Annotated in this window: 16 protein-coding genes and 1 pseudogene; 7 read left to right on the forward strand and 10 right to left on the reverse strand. The window is 42.1% G+C overall.

Annotated features, from left to right (window positions below; translation table 11 throughout):
- Positions 1–24: 24 nt before the first annotated feature.
- Positions 25–855 carry a tetratricopeptide repeat protein gene (locus CST_RS07495; protein WP_015359256.1) on the reverse strand — a complete coding sequence of 277 codons (831 nt, stop codon included), beginning with the start codon at positions 853–855 and terminating at the stop codon, positions 25–27.
- Positions 856–948: 93 nt separating this feature from the next.
- Complete coding sequence (gene nadA, locus CST_RS07500) at positions 949–1866, reverse strand: quinolinate synthase NadA (protein ID WP_015359257.1); 918 nt, start codon at positions 1864–1866, stop codon at positions 949–951.
- A 394-nt stretch (positions 1867–2260) separates the two neighbouring features.
- Here nadA and CST_RS07505 point away from each other — a divergent pair, with 394 nt between their 5' ends.
- From CST_RS07505 to CST_RS07525, 5 genes are all read left to right on the forward strand, one after another.
- Entirely contained in the window at positions 2261–2836 is a 576-nt protein-coding gene (locus tag CST_RS07505; RefSeq protein ID WP_015359258.1) for a xanthine phosphoribosyltransferase, read from the forward strand.
- Positions 2837–2840: 4 nt separating this feature from the next.
- Positions 2841–3941, forward strand: coding sequence for a BMP family ABC transporter substrate-binding protein (locus CST_RS07510; RefSeq protein WP_015359259.1), 1101 nt, complete (start codon positions 2841–2843; stop codon positions 3939–3941).
- Between the two features lie 154 nt (positions 3942–4095).
- Entirely contained in the window at positions 4096–5631 is a 1536-nt protein-coding gene (locus CST_RS07515; protein ID WP_015359260.1) for an ABC transporter ATP-binding protein, read from the forward strand.
- Positions 5622–6692, forward strand: coding sequence for an ABC transporter permease (locus CST_RS07520; protein WP_015359261.1), 1071 nt, complete (start codon positions 5622–5624; stop codon positions 6690–6692). Before CST_RS07515 ends, CST_RS07520 begins: the two co-directional genes overlap by 10 nt.
- 1 nt (position 6693) lies before the next feature.
- The gene (locus tag CST_RS07525; protein WP_015359262.1) at positions 6694–7635 is read left to right on the forward strand and encodes an ABC transporter permease; all 942 of its coding nucleotides are present in this window, start codon (positions 6694–6696) and stop codon (positions 7633–7635) included.
- A 6-nt stretch (positions 7636–7641) separates the two neighbouring features.
- Here CST_RS07525 and CST_RS07530 read toward each other — a convergent pair whose 3' ends face one another.
- From CST_RS07530 to CST_RS07550, 5 genes are all read right to left on the reverse strand, one after another.
- Complete coding sequence (locus tag CST_RS07530; protein WP_015359263.1) at positions 7642–8562, reverse strand: RluA family pseudouridine synthase; 921 nt, start codon at positions 8560–8562, stop codon at positions 7642–7644.
- On the reverse strand, positions 8559–9062 hold the full coding sequence (gene lspA / locus CST_RS07535) for a signal peptidase II (protein WP_015359264.1): 504 nt from the start codon (positions 9060–9062) through the stop codon (positions 8559–8561). The genes CST_RS07530 and lspA overlap by 4 nt, the downstream gene beginning before the upstream one ends.
- 494 nt (positions 9063–9556) lie before the next feature.
- On the reverse strand, positions 9557–11197 hold the full coding sequence (locus tag CST_RS07540; protein WP_015359266.1) for a SpoIID/LytB domain-containing protein: 1641 nt from the start codon (positions 11195–11197) through the stop codon (positions 9557–9559).
- Positions 11198–11298: 101 nt separating this feature from the next.
- Positions 11299–12408 carry a Gfo/Idh/MocA family protein gene (locus CST_RS07545; protein ID WP_015359267.1) on the reverse strand — a complete coding sequence of 370 codons (1110 nt, stop codon included), beginning with the start codon at positions 12406–12408 and terminating at the stop codon, positions 11299–11301.
- 77 nt (positions 12409–12485) lie between these two features.
- Positions 12486–13346, reverse strand: coding sequence for a sugar phosphate isomerase/epimerase family protein (locus CST_RS07550; RefSeq protein ID WP_015359268.1), 861 nt, complete (start codon positions 13344–13346; stop codon positions 12486–12488).
- 167 nt (positions 13347–13513) lie between these two features.
- Here CST_RS07550 and CST_RS07555 point away from each other — a divergent pair, with 167 nt between their 5' ends.
- Both CST_RS07555 and CST_RS07560 read left to right on the forward strand, forming a co-directional pair.
- Positions 13514–14353, forward strand: coding sequence for an AraC family transcriptional regulator (locus CST_RS07555; protein ID WP_015359269.1), 840 nt, complete (start codon positions 13514–13516; stop codon positions 14351–14353).
- Between the two features lie 211 nt (positions 14354–14564).
- Positions 14565–15896 (forward strand): D-alanyl-D-alanine carboxypeptidase family protein, encoded by a 1332-nt coding sequence (locus CST_RS07560; protein ID WP_015485023.1) that lies wholly within the window; start codon positions 14565–14567, stop codon positions 15894–15896.
- Positions 15897–16030: 134 nt separating this feature from the next.
- On the opposite strand, the gene kamA is transcribed toward CST_RS07560, so the two are convergent.
- From kamA to ligD, 3 genes and pseudogenes are all read right to left on the reverse strand, one after another.
- Positions 16031–17143 (reverse strand): lysine 2,3-aminomutase, encoded by a 1113-nt coding sequence (gene kamA / locus CST_RS07565; protein WP_015359271.1) that lies wholly within the window; start codon positions 17141–17143, stop codon positions 16031–16033.
- A 15-nt stretch (positions 17144–17158) separates the two neighbouring features.
- Entirely contained in the window at positions 17159–18181 is a 1023-nt protein-coding gene (locus tag CST_RS07570; protein ID WP_015359272.1) for a D-alanine--D-alanine ligase family protein, read from the reverse strand.
- A 326-nt stretch (positions 18182–18507) separates the two neighbouring features.
- Positions 18508–19326: pseudogene (gene ligD / locus CST_RS13860) on the reverse strand (non-homologous end-joining DNA ligase).
- Positions 19327–19354: the final 28 nt, after the last annotated feature.

A 19354-nucleotide genomic window follows, 5' to 3' on the forward strand; every position in this document is an offset into this window, starting at 1 on the left:
TTTTCCTCTCTCCTGGTAAATTTTCTAATTTCCCTTTAGTTTTTCGTTCACACGGTCCAGTTCCTTCTGAACCTGTTCTCTGGTAATGGTATTATTAAAATTGAAAGTACACTTCAAAGCCTTTTCATACATTTCACGGGCTTTATCTAACTCTCCGGCGTCTTCCAGATACTTTCCGTAATCATAGTAGGCCTCCGGAAAATGCGGTTTCTTCTCCATAAGCTTCTCAAACATTTCCCCGGCCTTATCCATTTCACCCCTTAAATGGTACAAATGAGCCAGGTTATCAAGAATTATCGCATTATCCGAATTGTAATCATAAGCCTCAAGGTTTATTTTCAGAGCTTCATCCAGATCCCCTTTTTCTATAGCCAGATATCCAAGGCTTCCATATACCGCAGTTGTTTTATATTCGGCAATAACTTCCTTAAGCATGCCAAAAGCTTTATCAAGCTCACCCTTTTTCCAGATTACAAGGGCGAGATTTGATTTAACCCTGTTTTTTTCATCCTGATTTTTGCTTTTCTGCATTGCTTTCGAGAATGCTTCCTCGGCTTCTTTCAGTTTTCCCTCCTTGAAAAGAATAAAACCGTAATTTACCAGAACATCGGCATTCGCCTTTCCGGACTCTGCAGCTTTTTTAAACCATTTTTCGGCCATCTGAAGATTTCCCTTGCTGTATTCAGTTTGTCCCTTTATCTGATAGAAAAGGTTGATATTATAAACGAAAATCAAAACCAGATACGCCAGCATTCCCAGAATGCCCGCTGTTTTACTAATCCTGAACAGAATAAGAAGCACAATTAATGGTATAAGACCCCAAGTCAGAAATGACAGCGATGATTTCTGTTTCAACTTGTTCACCCTCTGTTTTTTAAATTAAGGGGAATTTATCCCCTATCATAACATTTCGCTTTTTTCATTTCAACAAGCAGGAAATAAGCTTGTCTACCGAACTCTGAGCATGGCATCCAGTGATCTGCGTGCACGCCTGATTATGTCTTCATCAAGTTTTATTTCATACCTGCCATGTTTCAGCGCATTATATACACTTTCCACAGTAGTTTTTTTCATGTTCGGGCAAACAAGCCCCTGGGTCAGAAGATAAAAGGTCTTGTCAGGGTTGTCCTTTCTCAGTTGATGTAAAATTCCCATTTCAGTCGCTATAAGAAATTTATCATGACTGCTTTTTTTGGCATATTCAATAATTTGAGCGGTACTCCCGACAAAATCGGCCAGCTCCAACACTTCCTGCCTGCATTCCGGATGCGCCAGAACCAAAGCATCGGGATGAATGCCCTTTGCCTTTTGCACATCGCTTGCGCTGACCCTGTGATGTGTTATGCAGTATCCGTCCCATAAATGTATTTTTTTGTCGGGTACCTGCTTTGCGACATAACTTCCCAGATTTTTATCCGGAACAAACAAAATCTCATCGTTCGGTATAGACCTGATAACATTCACTGCATTGGAGGATGTGCAGCATACATCACATTCTGCCTTAACAGCTGCAGATGTATTTATGTAACATACTACCGTGGCATTTGGGTATTTCTTTTTTTCCTCAATTAGTGCCTCCGGTGTTACCATATCGGCCATCGGGCACCCTGCATCAATTTCAGGGAGCAAAACCGTCTTTTCGGGAGAGAGAATCTTTGCGCTTTCTGCCATAAAATGCACTCCGCAGAAAACAACAACATCGGCGTCGGTAGAGGCACAGTACTGGCTTAACCTGAACGAATCCCCAACCACATCCGCCAGCTCCTGCACTTCATCCAACTGGTAGTTATGAGCTACGATAACTGCGTTTCTTTCCTTCTTCATTTTCTTTATTTCTTCCATCATTTCAGCAAAATTCTCAGTCATTTTCCGTCCTCCTCATGTAGGCAAATATAACAATGAACGACCTCTGAAAGACTCTCAGTCCAAGTTATCCTTTCTATTATAACACATGGCGTTCAAATATACCACCGGAAGGATATTTTATACAGAGCACTTATGCAATTTTTGTTTGTTTTTCACAAAAAATAAGTAAAAATATGTTTCAAATTCTTTTTGGATTCGGAATGTTTGTTGTTGTTTCCCGCCTCAGATTGTTGTAGAATATGTAATATGTTCGGTGAGACAACATTAGTCTGGTAATAACTCATTTTTTTCTTTATTAGCATAGTGCCTTTTGCTATTTCATACTGTACGGGCAGGTATGTACAGTATTTTTTAATTGTTGTTGAATTTAGTAAAAAAACGGGAGTTTTATTCTATGGAATCTTTAAAACAGCGTATATTGAAAGACGGCGTCATTATTGACGGAAATATATTGAAGGTGGATTCATTTTTGAACCACCAGATTGATCCCCGGTTAGCCTTTGATATCGGAAAAGAATTCTATAATCGTTTCAAAAATGCAAGGGTTGACAAAATATTAACGGTAGAGACATCAGGAATAGCCTTTGCGGTGTGTACAGGCTACAATTTTAACGTACCTGTTGTTTTTGCTAAAAAATATAACGGACTGAACATGTCACCTGAGGTATATCGAAGTAAAATCCGTTCATATACAAAGCAAACCGATTATATCATATCCGTCTCGAAAGAATACCTCTCTTCAAACGAAAACATTCTTATAATCGATGATTTTCTTGCAAACGGACAAGCTGTTTTAGGGCTTATCGACATAGCAAATCAGGCAAAATGCAATATCACGGGTGTTGGCATTGTAATTGAAAAAGGGTTTCAGCAAGGTGGCCAAATCCTCAGAAACCTTGGGATTCGCCTTGAATCCCTTGCTGTTATAGAGTCTTTTAATAATAACAAAATAATATTCAGGGAGGATTAGAAAAATGAAAAAGAAAAGCATTATCTGTTTATTCGCTGTGGTTTTATGTCTGGCAATGATTCTGACAGGCTGCGGTACAGCTCAGAACAATGCCGGGCAGAAAAAGCTGAAGGTTGGATTTGTCTACATCGGTACTGCTAATGAACCGGGGTATACGTATGCTCACGAACAGGGAAGACTTTATGCCCAGGAAAAGCTTGGCAACAAAGTCGAATTTGTTGTACAGGAAAATGTCAGTGACACTGACGATTCAATTGTCTCAGTAATCCAGTCAATGATTGAACAGGGCTGCAAAATGATTTTTGCCAACTCTTACGGCTATATGGATTATATGTATGATATGGCCGAAGAATACCCTGATGTTATTTTCCTGCACTGCTCAGGCAGCAAAAGCCGTGAAAACATGCTGAATTATTTCGGAAGGATGTATCAGGCCCGTTATCTTTCAGGAATAGTGGCAGGTATGAAAACAGAAACCAATAAAATAGGTTATGTTGCCGCTCATCCCATTCCGGAAGTAATAAGGGGAATTAACGCTTTCACCCTTGGTGTCCGTTCGGTTAATCCCGACGCCACGGTGGAAGTGGTGTGGACCTCCACATGGTATGATCCTTCTTTGGAAAAGGCCGCAGCAATATCCCTTCTGGATAAGGGTTGTGATGTTATAGCTCAGCATCAGGATACAACCGGCCCGCAGATTGCAGCCCAGGAACGCGGCAAATGGTGTATTGGTTACAACTGTGACACTTCCGACATCGTACCCGATGCATTCCTGACAGCACCGATATGGAACTGGGGTCCGTATTACACGGAACAGATTCAGAAGGTTCTTGACGGTACATGGAAGAGCGAAAACTATTGGGGCGGAATGGAAGACGGCGTAGTTGCCCTCGCTCCTCTGAAGAATGCACCTGAAGGCGCTCAGGAAAAAGTTGATGAAATGGCACAAAAAATTATAAGCGGTGAATTCAAAGTATTCCAGGGACCGATAAAGGATCAGAACGGAAATGTCCGTGTGCCCGAAGGAACGGTTATGACCGATGAAGAACTCCTGAGTTTTAACTGGTTTGTTGAGGGTGTTATCGGAACCATACCTGAAGACTAAATAAAATCACAATATAATATGAAAAAAGACAGGATTAAAGGTAAAACCTTTAATCCTGTCCTTTTTCAGACGATAAAAAACTGCTAAAATGTCTATATAAAGAACTTATCTTCGGATCAGAATAAAAAAATAACAGTGTAAAAAGGATGAAGCCATGAGTAATAAAACAGTTTTGGTTGAAATGAAAAACATCTGCAAAACCTTTGGCGTAATACGCGCAAATATCGACGTAAACTTTTCGGTGTACGAAGGGGAAATTCACGGTCTGCTGGGTGAAAACGGCGCCGGCAAAAGCACTCTGGTAAATATGCTTTCAGGTATTTATAAGCCCGACAGCGGCAGTATTTTTATTCACGGAAAAGAGGTTAACATCCATTCACCAAAACATGCCATTGAACTGGGAATAGGCATGATACACCAGCACTTTAAGCTGGTTGACGTCCTAACTGCGGCCGAAAACATCCTTTTAGGTTACAGCAAAGCGGGTTATACGTCAAAAAAGAATAAAATTAAATCAATTCAGGACGTAATGGCCAGTTACGGCATGGAAATCGATCTGAACAAGAAGATCAAGGACATGTCGGTAAGTGAAAAACAGACGGTGGAAATACTCAAAGTTCTATACCGCGGTTCAAGAATTCTTATTCTTGATGAACCGACGGCAGTATTAACCCCACAGGAAACTCAGAAGCTTTTTGCAATACTCAGAAACCTTGCCGGAACAGGGTGCGCGATCATAATCATCACTCACAAGCTGAATGAGATCATGGAAGTCACCGACAGGGTTACCGTTCTGAGACAGGGAAAAACCGTCGCGACACTGGAAACATCCAAAACAAACATACGGGAACTGACCGAGCTTATGGTGGGTAAACCCGTTAATCTCTCCATTGAACGGGTTAATGCAAAAAGAGGAAACCTGCTGTTATCCGTTAAAGGCCTGACCGCTTTGGGTGAACATAATGTTCCGGTGCTCGACGATGTAACCTTTGATCTGTACGAAGGTGAAATTTTAGGTGTGGCAGGTGTGGCCGGAAGCGGACAGAAAGAACTGTGCGAGGCAATCGCAGGCCTTTACCCCGTCGCAACGGGCGATATTTATTTTAAAGGTGAAAACATTGTGGGCTACAGTCCCCGTGAAATAATCAGGCGCGGCGTCAGCATGAGTTTCATTCCCGAAGATCGCCTTGGGATGGGGCTTGTTCCGTCAATGGACATGGTTGATAATATGCTTCTGAAGGATTATATCAATCAGCCCGGAATTACGATAAATCGAAAACCTGCAAGGGAAAAAGCCGAACGGGTTAAGAAACGCCTCGACATACAGGCTCCCAGTATTTTCACTCCAATCCGTAAGCTTTCGGGAGGAAACATCCAGAAGGTCCTGCTGGGAAGGGAAATTGACGCAAGCCCTCAGCTCCTTATCACCGCATACCCGGTCAGAGGCCTTGACATTGGTGCTTCATACACAATTTATGAGCTTTTGAAGGAACAGAAGCGAAAAGGCGTCGGCATTCTTTATATAGGCGAAGATCTAGATGTATTGATAGAACTTTGTGACAGAATAATGGTTTTATGTTACGGTAAGATTACCGGTATAGTAGATGCTCAGAATGTTACAAAGGAAGACCTTGGCCTTATGATGGCAGGTGTTTCTCCGGCAGAGAAGGAGGATTCCGTATGCAAATAGTGAAACGTGAAGGTACGTCAGTTAAACAGGTAATCATAATCCGTCTGATTGCCATCATGGCTGCGATTGTTGTTTCGGGTATCTTTATTGTTTTTCTGGGATATAATCCCGTTCAGGTATATTCCAATATAATTTCAGGAGCCCTTGGTTCAAAAATCCGCCTTAAAGCCACATTACTCGAAATGTGCCCGTTGGTAATCACCTCCCTCGGAATACTGGTGGCATTTAAGATGAAATTCTGGAATATCGGCGGTGAGGGACAAATTCTGATGGGGGCTTTCGCGGCAACTTATGTAGCACTTTTCGTTGACTGGCTTCCGAAACCACTTGTTCTTCCTGTTATGTTTATAGTAGGTTTTCTTACAGGCGGTTTATGGGGCGTGATACCTGCCTTTTTCAAGGCCAGGTTTGGAGCCAATGAGACAATTATGACTCTTATGCTTAACTATATTGCCACCCAGTGGGTCACATATCTCCAGTATGGCCCGTGGAGGGATCCCAGCTTAAAGGGGTTCGCCAAAATTGCAAATTTCCCTGACTATGCCTTGCTCCCTAAATTATTTGGAATTCATATAGGGTTTTATATTTCCCTTGCACTCGTTGCTATAATAACCTGGTTCCTCAGAAAAACAAAAAGGGGTTTCGAAATTGCAGTAGTCGGCGAAAGCGTAAGCACTGCCAGATACGCCGGAATGGACATTTCAAGGATAATAATAGCCACAATGCTTTTAAGCGGGGGCCTGTGCGGCATTACAGGAGTTATTCAGGCGGCAGGCGTAAATAAAACTCTTACGATGAACGTTTCAAGCGGTTATGGATTTACTGCCGTTATAACCACATATTTGTCAGGGCTGAGTGCTCCACGGGTTCTGGTTGTTTCATTCCTTTTCGCCATTCTTCTGCAGGGCGGCTCATACATACAGTCGGCGCTTCAGATTCCGCAAGCCGCCGCAGACGTGCTTCAGGGAATGATATTGTTCTGCGCCCTCGGCAGTGAATTCTTCGTACGGTACAAAATACGATTTAACAGAAAGAACTCAGTTTCATCGGAGGTTAAATAATATGATTCCATTTCTGAAAAACGCGATAATAGCAGGAACACCGCTTACTTTCGGAATATTGGGAGCTATGTACAATGAAAAGGCGGGAAACTTAAATCTTGGAATTGAGGGAATGATGCTTTTAGGAGCAGTGGCAGGCTTCCAGGTTGCGCTGCTTACAATGAACCCTGTTCTTGCCCTGCTTGCCGCAATGGTTTTCGGTGCCCTTGGTGCATTGATATATGCCTTTCTGACCGTGACTTTGCGGGCAAATCAGTCGGTAACCGGGCTTGCGCTTACAATATTCGGAACGGGTCTGTCCAGATTCTGGGGTAAGCGCCTGATGGGAACCGTTTTGCCCGAATCCTTCAGCCGTAATTTCCGCCCTCTTTCTTTGCCGTTCCTTTCCAAAATCCCTGTGCTGGGACCGATACTTTCGGTATTCCTTGAACAGGACCTGTTTGTTTATTTAAGCTACGTTATAGTAATCTTATCGGGTATATATTTGTACCATACGCGTTTCGGGCTGAATTTGAGGGCGGTAGGTGAAAATACCGCAGCGGCCGATGCTTCGGGAATTAACGTTACTCTTTACAAATATGTCCATATACTCATAGGCGGCGCATTATGCGGATTGGGCGGCGCATATCTCTCCCTTGTTTATGTTCCGTCATGGCAGGATAACATAACTTCGGGCCGCGGCTGGATAGCCATCGCCCTTGTTATATTTACTTCATGGAATCCCTACAGGGCTTTCTGGGGCGCTTTTCTCTTCGGAGGCCTTGATATTGTCGGCTTCCGCATACAGACACTGAACCTGCCCATAACAATAAACCAGCACTTTTTAAGAATGCTGCCGTATCTTGCCACAATGCTGGTCATTATCATCGGAGCGGTAAGAAAAAGCTCCAGTCATATGCCGCCAAAGGATTTGGGAAACCCGTATTTCAGGGAAGAACGGTAACTTGTCTCAGTCTCTGAGGAAATCAAGAAGTTTTATGAAATCTTCGGGAAGTTCGGCTTCAAATTCCATATATTCGCCGGTGGTTGGATGTTTCAGTCTCAAAAATCTTGCATGGAGCATCTGACCACCGGTGAGTTTTTTTGTGCTCCTTCCGTACAGCGGATCCCCATATACCGGATGGTTAATATAAGCCATATGCACCCGTATCTGGTGGGTTCTTCCGGTTTCGAGCCTTAATCTCACATAAGTGGCTCCTTTAAGGCGTTCCAGCACTTCAAAATGGGTTATCGCTTCTTTGCCTTTTCCGGGCACCACAGCCATCTTTTTTCTGTCGACGGGATGGCGGCCTATCGGTGCATCTATAACACCTCTGTCCTCCCGGATTATTCCCTCCACAATTGCATCATAAACCCGTTTCATACTGTGTTCCTTAAGCTGGAGGGCAAGAGACTGATGGGCCTTGTTGTTTTTAGCCACGGCAATAAGCCCCGTTGTATCCTTGTCAATACGGTGTACAATGCCCGGCCTTATAATGCCGTTTATGTCCGAAAGCGAATCCCCGCAGTGATAAAGAACGGCATTTACAAGCGTATTGTCCTCATTTCCGGGGGCAGGATGAACCACCATGTTTCTGGGTTTGTTAATTATCAGTATATCCGAATCCTCGTAAACAATATCCAGCGGAATATTCTCCGGTTTAACCCTGAGCGGTTCGGGTTGAGGAACATATACCGTTATTTTCATGCCGGGATATGTCCTGACTTTTGCCTTTGTGCTTTGTCCGTTTACAAGAACAAGGTTGTCTTCTATGAGTTTCTGAATATAATTTCTCGACACATCTGGAATTTTCCCGGACAGAAAAGCGTCCAGCCTCTGCCCCGCCTCGTTTTCGTCCACTGTTATTTCAATTTCCCTGTTTTCACTCATTCGTCATCCTCACCTGCACCAGCCATTAAGTCTTCTGCTGCCGCATTTTCTTTTTTTGGTTCCTTATAGATGAAAAGCACAAAAAACACAAGAAGAAACGTACCAATGTTTATGCAAATATCAGCAACATTAAAGACAGGATAATCATATCCGAAAATATAAAAATCAAAAAAATCGGTTACTTTTCCGCGGATAACACGATCAATCCAGTTTCCGGCTGCGCCTGCCAGAATAAAGGAAATCGCAAGTCTTAGCAATTTCTGTTTATTCTTTATCATCACATAAATCAGTATGCCACAGATTATAACAGTCAGTATTATAAAAAAGTACCTGCCGTTTTTGAGTATGCCGAAGGCAGCGCCGGTATTTTCCACATGGGTAAAATAAAAAAAGCCGGGGATCACTTCGTTTCTTACCCCCAAGGGGAGATTATCCCTCACGTACGCCTTTGTTACCTGATCCAATGCAAACAACACGGCTATTAAAATCGTCCAGAACATGTAATTTCCCCCTTTGTACCCATATCAGTATACCCGCTCGTTCACGGCAATGTCAACCCGGAATTGACATGCCGCCTTTTTAAAATACCTGTGTTTTCAAAAGAAATACCTGGACTGTCATTTGCCCGCGTTCAGAATAATAACCAGCATGTCATTTGAGGACGAAGGACGACTTTGAAGATGCTTATAATACAATAAAATATGAAAATTTCCGTAAGCTGATGGATATTTGTTTCGAACTGGCATCATATTTTTCTTTTTCAAAAGCTCCTTGATCCTTTGCATTCAAAACCGGTCTTGCCAAGGAATTAAAACCTTTCTTTGTAAAAAACATCAAATCAGGAAGCAGCCGAAAAATTCTTCAGCTCGGCAAATGGAAACATAAAGAAGATGATCCCTTTTTTATGGCGGATATATCAAGTGTTTTGTCATCCTGAACAAAAAAAGTAAAAAACAAACGGAGGCTTGCCTCCGTTTGTTTTTTACCAATACGTTCATTCAATCGTTACACCCTGGAAATAATGCTTCAGTATCTGGTCATAGGTATACCCCTGTCTTGCGAACCCTTTCGCTCCTTCCTGGCTCATACCGACACCATGCCCCCAGCCTCTGCCGCTGAAGGTATATACATCGGACGACATGCTTATCTTGCGTATATTGTTTCCACTGCCTATAACTGAGGCTGTAGCAAGGCCCGAAGAAGACAGCTTCGTCGCTCCCGATTTGGATACCACAGTTCTTCCGTCAAGAGCGATTGTCAGTAAAGAACCGTCGGCGGTTTTCACCACAACGTTTCCTGCCGATTCAATGGTGTATTTCTGACTGTTAAGGTTAAATATCAGCCTTGTATCCTGCTTGTAATACGTCACTGAGCCTTTGGTTCCCGTTATTCTCAGCACTGTTACGCGTCCGGATGATGAATACTCTTCCGCACTCACCGAAATAATATCTCCAATATCCACACCGCTTCGAAAAAGTATTTGCTTTATTTCCGCGGCTGTTAAGGTTTTTTCCCAGATATAATTGCGTGCAGTCTCGGACTCGTACGGATCAGGAACGCTCACCAGATATGGAATTTCCGAGCCCCATACTTCCGAAACATTAGCCGTCATACCTCCGCTTGAGGCAAAGTAGAAAACCTGGGCCAGCTTGCCGTTATACATTATTTTCTGACCTCTGGTTTCGTCCACCGCTCTGTTCGTGGCAGGTCTTTCAGCGTCGTATCCGTTATATACTTGGGATGAAACCGTATCCGTTAAATCAAATCCCCATTTTTCGTATTTTCCGATATTCTGGTATGTGTAAGTCCTCGCAGCCACCGCCTGCGCCTTAATGGCTTCAATCGGCGCATCCGCCTCTATTTCCGATGGGACAACCCCGTATAGATATTCTTCGATATTAAGTATGTTAATAAGGGTAAGGTCACTGTCGGTATACCTTCGTATTTCTATGTAATTTCTGTATCTTTTTCCGTTTACCGTCAGTATATAAGGATTGTTTTCAGGCTTAGGGTGCACCTGAAGATAACCGTTTTCACCACCGTAAAGCAAAATAACGTTAAAAGCAGAATCGTAAATAACAAGCCTTTTTGAAGTCTCAGGGAGTACTGAAATGTCTGCAACCCCCAGCCTTTCCCTGACAACCGGAATATCATTCTCGGCGGATTTCTTGTCGGGGTAAAATCCTGCCCAAACCTGCCACCCTCCGTCATAGGCCACGTATGTTATTATGCCTGATTTATTATAGGTTTCGGCAATACTTTTCGCTGTGTCATAGTCTGCGACTGTTCCGCCTATTTTCAGATGCCACGGACCCATTGCCTGTCCTGCCGAAGGAATTCCCTCTGTCGGTGAGTATTCCGCAATTCCATTTTCTGTTCTTATGAAATATCCGTCTTTTCTTATTATAACGGGCTTGTTGCTGTTGTGCTGATACAGCAGAGTAAAGGTGTTATTTCCGTAATAACCTATATTTAGGCCCTTCTCGGCATTAACCTGAACGCTTGACACCGCGTCGCTGCCGTAATTTAACCCCACTCTGACCGTATCGGGATACGAGGCTGCTAAAGAATTAAAATCAGAAACGCAGAACAAAATCAGCAAAATCAAAACAGCGGAAAAAAATTTTTTCTCCATCTCTGCCCCTCTTTATCCTTTGTATTTTTCTTTTATTATATCGGGTTAAAACGACAGTGTACATAGGTTCAGGATGGGATTTTACAAATTGTTACGAAAATTTAATTTTTTCCATGGATTTTCTCCATAAGTTTTTCATAAAAGAGATCGGGATCGACAGGTATCTCCACCCAGTCGTCCAGCCATGACGACAGATGCATCGCGTTCGATATCTGAAGCCCGTTAATGCCTTCAATTCCCGGGGCTAAAAGTTTTTCACCCTTCAGGATTGCATTTACAAAATTTTGTGTGATCTCCCTGTGCTGTCCTCCCTGCCCCGGCTCAACCGGAATTTCACATTTCCAGCATTCTGGTTTTGCGATCTTTCCGCCGTCATATTCACGATTGAATTGCCTTTCCGGAACCCTTAAACGGTAGAACGTAAGTTTTCCGTCTTCAATAACAATTTTCCCTCTGTCCCCAATTATTTCAAAACGGTTGGTTTCAGGTGTCATTGCGGTAGACGTGACAAATACGCCGGTTGCTCCGTTTTCGTATTCAACAAAGGCCGTTACGTCATCTTCCACTTCAATGTTATGATACTTTCCATAATAACAGAAAGCCCTTACCCTTTTCGGCATTCCGCAAATCCACTGCCACAAATCCAGCTGATGCAGATCCTGGTTTAGTAAAACGCCACCGCCTTCGCCGGACCAGGTAGCGCGCCATCCGCCGGAATCATAATAGCTTTGCGGCCTGTACCAGTCAATAATCCAGTTTGTTCTTTTGATCTCTCCAAGTTTCCCCGATTTAACCAAGTCCCTTGCTTTCTGGTACACCGGATTTGTCCTTTGATTATACATTATTCCGAACACTCTGTCGCTTTTACCGGCCACTTCGTTCATCTCCAGCACCTGCTTAGTATACACCCCCGCCGGCTTCTCTATCAACACGTGAAGCCCGTTTTTCAGAGCTTCAACTGCCATCGGCGGGTGTTCGTAATGGGGTGTCGCCACAAAGACCGCATCCACTTCACCGCTTGCGATCATCTTTCTGTAATCATCAAACAGTTTAACGTGTGGGTAAAGCTCCTTTGCCAATCTGAGCCTTTCGGGATTTATGTCGCAAATACATGACAAAACGGCTCCCGAAACCTCGCCGTTTCCCAAATACCTTGCATGGTTTGAGCCTATAACTCCAAAGCCAATAAGCCCCATTCTTACCAATTTCACAACAAAGACCTCCCGATTAAATATTTGTGGTTTTCAATTAATTAAAAAATCAGCTGCCTTAATCGAAACACTGTTCTTCAGCGGTTTATCCTGCTCAAAATGTCCCTGAGAGCCTTAACGGCGATTGCAAACTTGCCAGGTCCGCTTTCTTCCATGATGCTTAAGTCAAGCGATTTTTCCAATTCTGCAAGGCCTTCAAAGGAGCCAAGGTGTGGTTCAAGAGATAAAAACATTTCCCCGTAGGTGGAATTGTTTATGCCCTGCAAAATATCCTGAACCTTTCCGTCTCCGAAGCCCGACGGAACCACTTTCCCGTTTCCAAACAGCGCGTCTTTGATATGCATATAGCATATATAGGGTTTCAGAAGATTATAAGCTCCGGGATATGTTTCCACATGACATTGCACGAAATTGGCAGGATCAAAAACCGCCCTGACATAATCCACATTCATTGACTTAATAATATCCACGCATCTCTCCGGTGTATCCCCGTATATTCCTTTTTCATTTTCATGGGCAAGAATAAGACCTGTATTCTTAGCCGCTTCGACAAAACGATACCAGCGCTCCAGCACTTCATCGCGGTATTCTTCTGGTTTTCCTCCTTCAGGTATATAGAAACTGAACATACGGACATATTTCGTCTCCAGTATGCCGGCCAGCTCGATCGCATGCTTGAATTTGTCAAGATGCGGTTCAAACTCATCCTTTATACCTATTTTGCCTATCGGGGAACCTAAAGCCGAAACTCTGATTCCATTGTCATCCAGCATTTTTTTAATTTCACTGACTTCCTTTCCGGTATAGTCGGTAATTGTTTTGCCGTAAACTCCCCTGACTTCAATAAAATTAATATTAAGTTTTCTCAGTTCCCTAATCTGTATTTCCAAATCCCTGTCAATTTCGTCCGCAAAGCCGCTCAGCAGAAACCTTGCCATAATCCATCCTCCCCGATTGTTACCCTCACATGTCATAGAGGTAACGAAAATTGCTTTACGCCATACAACCTATATTATAGAATAAATTATAGCCATATATATGGCTTTCATTGTTTAAAACATTGCATATCAGGCTGTTTTAAAATTCCGGAAGGGAACGAAAATCAATGCTTGAAACTTTAAATAACGAGATCATATGCATAAAAAACCGGACACAGAATCCGATGGACAATTACAAAATGGATTTCCACCTTCATGACGACTATGAAATTTATCTGTTTTTATCGGGCGGAGTCCGTTATTTTATTGAGAAAAACTCGTATGATCTCTTACCGGGCGACATACTTCTCATGCGGCCAGATGAAATACACAAAGCCACTTTTAAATCGAATGAAACTTACGAAAGGATAATTCTTAATTTTCCCGAAAGTGTCCTTAAGTTTTTTTCCACAGAAGGTCACGACCTCGGGTACTGCTATTTTAACCGCCCTCATGGCGAAAAAAACAGGCTGAACACCACAGATGACGAGAAAAATGAACTTATTGCCCTTTTTGAAAAGCTGGTTATGGCTGATACATATAAAAAATTGTGGAGTATTCAGCTCAAACTTGCAATTTTCCTCGAAATCATGGTCAAAATCAACCGTATTTTTTCGGACGAAACCCGTACCGCACCGTCCACGCAGCGTCATCGAAACCTTATCCCCATACTTGAATTTATAGATCAAAACCTTGATAAGGATCTTTCTTTAAAAACCCTGCAGAAAGAATTCTATATTTCCGGATCACATCTGTGCCAGATTTTCAGACAAACCACAGGTTTCACGCTGCATGAATACATAATGTACAAAAGAATATGCAGGGCAAAACAGTGTCTTATTAACGGCGAAAGCTCGTACAACGCAGCTGTGAAATGCGGTTTTACCGATTATTCCAATTTCTACCGTGCTTTTAAAAAAGTTACCGGATATTCGCCAAGAGAGTATTTAAAACAGATTTCAAAATAAACATGTAAATAAATTTATAACATGTCAAAATTCAGCTTTATCTGGTGTTATTTTTCTGATATACTTATTACTATTGATAAAAGTAAGTATAATCTGAGGAGACTGTTTAGCCGATAAATACATTTGGATACATATTCCGTAAAATACACAATCTGTTACAGAAAGTCTCCTCACACAAAGGATAAAGGTAAAAGGAGAGTGTTTTCGCATCATGTACCGCTATAAGCGAATAACAAGCTTGATCGTCGCAGTTGTAACCGTGTTTTTGCTTTCGGTACCAGGGACCGTTACCGTGTCTTATGCCGAAGATGACATTGAATTGACCGCAAAGGCAGCAATTTTGGTGGAAATGGAGACGGGACAGGTTTTGTATGAGAAAAACGCCGACATGAGATGGTCACCTGCCAGTACAACGAAAATCATGACAGCACTTGTGGCCCTTGAAAATGCTGATATTAACACCAAAATGAAAGCGTCGGCGACCGCAATAAACTCCATCCCCCTTGATTACGGAATTGCAGGTATAAAGGTTGGCGAGGAGTTAACACTTAATGATCTTTTAAATTTTGTGCTGATTATATCGGCAAATGAAGCCGCAAACGTAATTGCTGAAAATATTTCTCCCACAGGGAGAATTGAAGATTTTGTGGATATGATGAATAGGGAAGCCGAAAGGCTTGGCCTTAAAAATACCCATTTTACCAACTCATACGGGCTTGATGAAGATAACCATTATTCATCAGCACGTGATCTTTCAATAATGGCACGGGAAGCCATGAAATATCCTGCTTTCAGGGAAATAGTGGCAAAAAAGGTTGTTCCTCTGCCCGATACAAATTTAAGAAAAAGCAGTGAATGGGAAAACTGGCACATTGAATCCACAAATAAGCTCTTAAACAGTACCTCACAGTATTATGACAGGGTTACAGGAATAAAAACGGGGTATACCGATAAAGCGGGAAGATGCCTGGTGTTCTCTGCGATAAACAGTGAAGGCCTTGAACTGGTCGGGGTAATTCTCGGCACCGACAGTTACGATACGTTGTTCAAAGAATCTCAGGCTTTACTGGAATATGGGTATAAGAATTACAAATTCCAGACTCTGGCATCCGACGGCGAATATTATGGCCGCTACGAAGTTGCTGACGCCGTGGACAATACCCCTGTTGATATACAAATACAGGGCGAAGTGACTCATCTTCTGCCTGTTTCGTCAGAAAAACTTCAGGCTTCCATAACGGTAAATGAAACGCTGAACACGCCGTTTTCCGCACCTATTGAAAAAGGTCAGGTTTTAGGCACAAAAACATGGTATTACAACGGTGAAGAAATAGGCACAGTTCAGCTGATCGCAATGAATGACGTTGAAAAAACAATGTCTGCAAAAATTCGCGACAAAATTATTGAGATTGTGAATAACAAAAAGTTAAGGATTATAACAATCATTCTTTTGGTAATAATTATAGTTTTCATAATACTCCGGGTTATTTTAAGGGGTATTTCAAGACGTAGAAAATACAGAAGCCGTTATTACAGGTATTAAAAAATTTTAGTTACAGAGCGAAGTTTTCGTCTGAAAAATCAAATTTTGCTGAACCTTTCCATTTTAACGTGAAATTAAGGCAAAAGGACGGTTAAATACCGTCCTTTTGCCGTTTAAAACAATTTTAAAGCCTATTACCTGACATTTGGATAAACATAATATTCCCCTTTATAGTTCCTCATTCTCACTTCATGATCGTTTATTTCTTCAACGTACTGCACATTAATGGGAATTTTTCCGCCGCCGTTTGGAGCATCAATCACATATGTGGGAACAGCAAACCCGGAAATATATCCTCTTAGTTTGCTCATTATTTCAAGCCCTTTTTCCACAGGTGTCCTGAAATGATTTATCCCCTGCGCCAGATCGCACTGATAAAGGTAATAAGGGCGGATCCTGTTCCTGACAAGTTTCAGGCACAGCTCTTTTATTGTTTCCGCACTGTCGTTTACGCCTTTAAGCAAAACCGTTTGATTGCCAAGGGGAATGCCTGCGTCCACAATTTTCTGGCATGCCTTTGCAGACGCTTCTGTTATTTCGTTGGGATGATTAAAATGTGTGTTAATCCAGATTGGCTGATATCTTTTCAGCATATCCAGAAGTTCATCGGTAATACGCATCGGAATCACCACAGGCGTACGTGTGCCAATCCTGATGATTTCCACATGGGATATCTGCCTTAACCGCCTGATAATGGATTCCAGGAATTTTTCACTCAAAACGAAAGGATCTCCCCCTGAAAGCAATACATCCCTTATCTCACGGTGATCGGTAATATATTCAAGAGCCATATCAACTTCCCTGTTGCTGATTGAAAAATCCTCATCCCCCGCAAGCCTTCTCCTTGTACAATGTCTGCAATACATTGCACATTTTCTGGTTATTATAAACAAAACCCTGTCCGGATACCTGTGAACAATCCCGGGAGCTTTTGTATCCCTCTCCTCCGCAAGGGGATCCAACATTTCAAAAGATGAAACTTCCATTTCATGAGGTGAAGGTATGCACTGTTGCCTGATAGGGCAGTTTCTGTCTTCAGGATTAATAAGGCATGCATAGTACGGAGTTATAGCCATTCTGAAATGATTAAGGCATTCTCTTAAAAATTTTTCCTCATCAGGAGAAAGGTCAATTATTTTTTTCAGCGTATCCACGTCCCTGATTCGGTTCTTAAACTGCCAGCGCCAGTCGTTCCATTGCTTTTCGGTAACATCACGCCATAAAGCGGTAGTTCGGTAGTCTATCATCAGAATCCCCCCATGCTATACTGCTGCCATTCCGTAACGTTTCAGACCGCTGTTGAGAATCGCCTTAACCAGCTCATCATAGCCCATTCCGTTGTATTCTGCCAGCATGGGGTAGTCACTGTAACCAGGCGCCAGACCAGGCAAAGGATTGATTTCAATAAAATAAATTTCGTTGCTTTCAGAAAGTATATAATCTATTCTCGCAAAATCTTTGCATTCCAGAATGTCATATATTTTTTCGGAACAGCTGATCATTTTTTCTTCGGTTTGCGGGTCCAGGTCCGCAGGGCACCTGTATCTTACATATTTCTGATAATTGGTTTTAACGTGGAAACTGTATATTCTGCTGCGATCGGGGTTGCCTTCGGGAGAAACAATTATTTCCATGGGCCTGAATACACGTTTCTCGTTTCCGTTGCCGAGAATCCCAACGGTAAATTCGCGTCCTGATACATATTCTTCTACAAGAAGAGCCTGATGATATCTGTCCCATTTTTCGCACAACAGATTGATCAATTCTTTTCGGTTTTTTGCAATTGAATTTCCTATAAGTCCCTTGCTTGAACCTTCGGCATTTGGTTTTACAATGACGGGAAAATGAAGATTTGACGGTATTTCAGTATCTTTATCCTTCCAAATGAAAAAATCCGGCGTTTTTATTCTGCACGACCGAACAATTCTTTTCGCAAGACCCTTGTCGAGAGCTACGCACAATGTTGTTTCATCGGAACCTGTGAATGGAATTGAGTAAAGATTGAGAATTGACGGTACCTGGGCTTCTCTGCCTCTTCCTCCCTTTCCCTCGGCTATGTTGAAAACTATATCCGGTTTGATATTCCGCAGCTTTTCAGGCAAATCGGTATCCGCTTCAAGTAAGATGGTTTCGCAGCCTGCTTTGCTGATTGCTTTTCCAATGGCTTCAATAGTGCTTAAACTGTCATATTCGGCCTGTTCATCCTCATACTCATCGTTTTGGTTTCGTTTAAGGTTAAAAGTAATTCCAACCCTGTACCCTGGACATTCGGGAACATCACTCATTTTGAACAACCTCGATTCTTTTTGTATTTAAAGAGCTCAAGCCCTTTACTGCTATAATAACAGAAACCGAATAAAAAGAAACAACGGGATTAAGCATAATTTAACCGTTTAATATCATAAAAAACCGTTTGTAAAAATATCTCTCCCCAATCGTATTCAATCACGATTTATCTTGATTTTTCATGTATTGATACCTGTATATACATTTATTACCATATATTTCTGTTTACATATAAAAAATTCATCAGTTAAGTCTGTAGAACCAAAGTTAACCCATAAATGCAAAGTAAGCAATATAACCCTGATTTTGAATTATACATATAGTTTCACATTATTTCTGCCATTAAATTTTTAATTCCTGCATCAAGCCCTGAGGTATATACACTTTCATACAAATCACCTTTTTCCTCAAGCCTTTGTATTATGTTTTTTAACGTAAAATCCTCAGGTACAATTCCTTTTTCCACCTCTTCCCATAAAACAGGAGCCGAGACATTCGCAGTTTTCGTAGCTCTCGGCGAATACGGGCAGATAATCGTTTTACCCTTCCACATCTGCAGGTAGTCAAAATATATTTTTTTGCCTCTGTCGTTTATTTTACGCTCTATTGTAAAAACATCAGGATATTTCTGTGCAAAATACCGTCCGAAAAACTCATTTACCTTTCTTGCGGTATCGTAATCAATCTCACCGGCCAACGGTACCGCTATTTGCAGCCCAGTCGCCCCTGAAGTCTTGCAGTAGCTTCTAATTCCCAGCTCTTCCAGGGTATTGTAAATTATCATTGCAGCGTCGGTTACCTGGGCAAAAGACTGACCTTCCGACGGATCCAAATCAAAAACAAGGGCATCGGGATGGTCCGGCCTGGTTATTGAATTAAACGGTATGTGAAATTACAAAGCAGCCATGTTTCCAAGCCAAAGGAGGGTTTCCGCCGAATCCATTATAATGTAATCAATATCTCCTATTAATTTATGGGAGACAAAATCGGGCGCATGGGAAGGAATGTTTTTCTGGTAATATGATTTTTCGCTCACACCGTCAGGATAATGTATTGTAGTCAACGCTCTGCCTTTTGTATATTTTAAAATATAGCCCGATAACTCATAAAGTTTTTCAATATATTCCAATTTGGTTATCCCCACATCGGGAAACAGCAGTTTATCCGGATTG

It is taken from the genome of Thermoclostridium stercorarium subsp. stercorarium DSM 8532, from assembly GCF_000331995.1.
Lineage (GTDB): Bacteria > Bacillota > Clostridia > DSM-8532 > DSM-8532 > Thermoclostridium > Thermoclostridium stercorarium.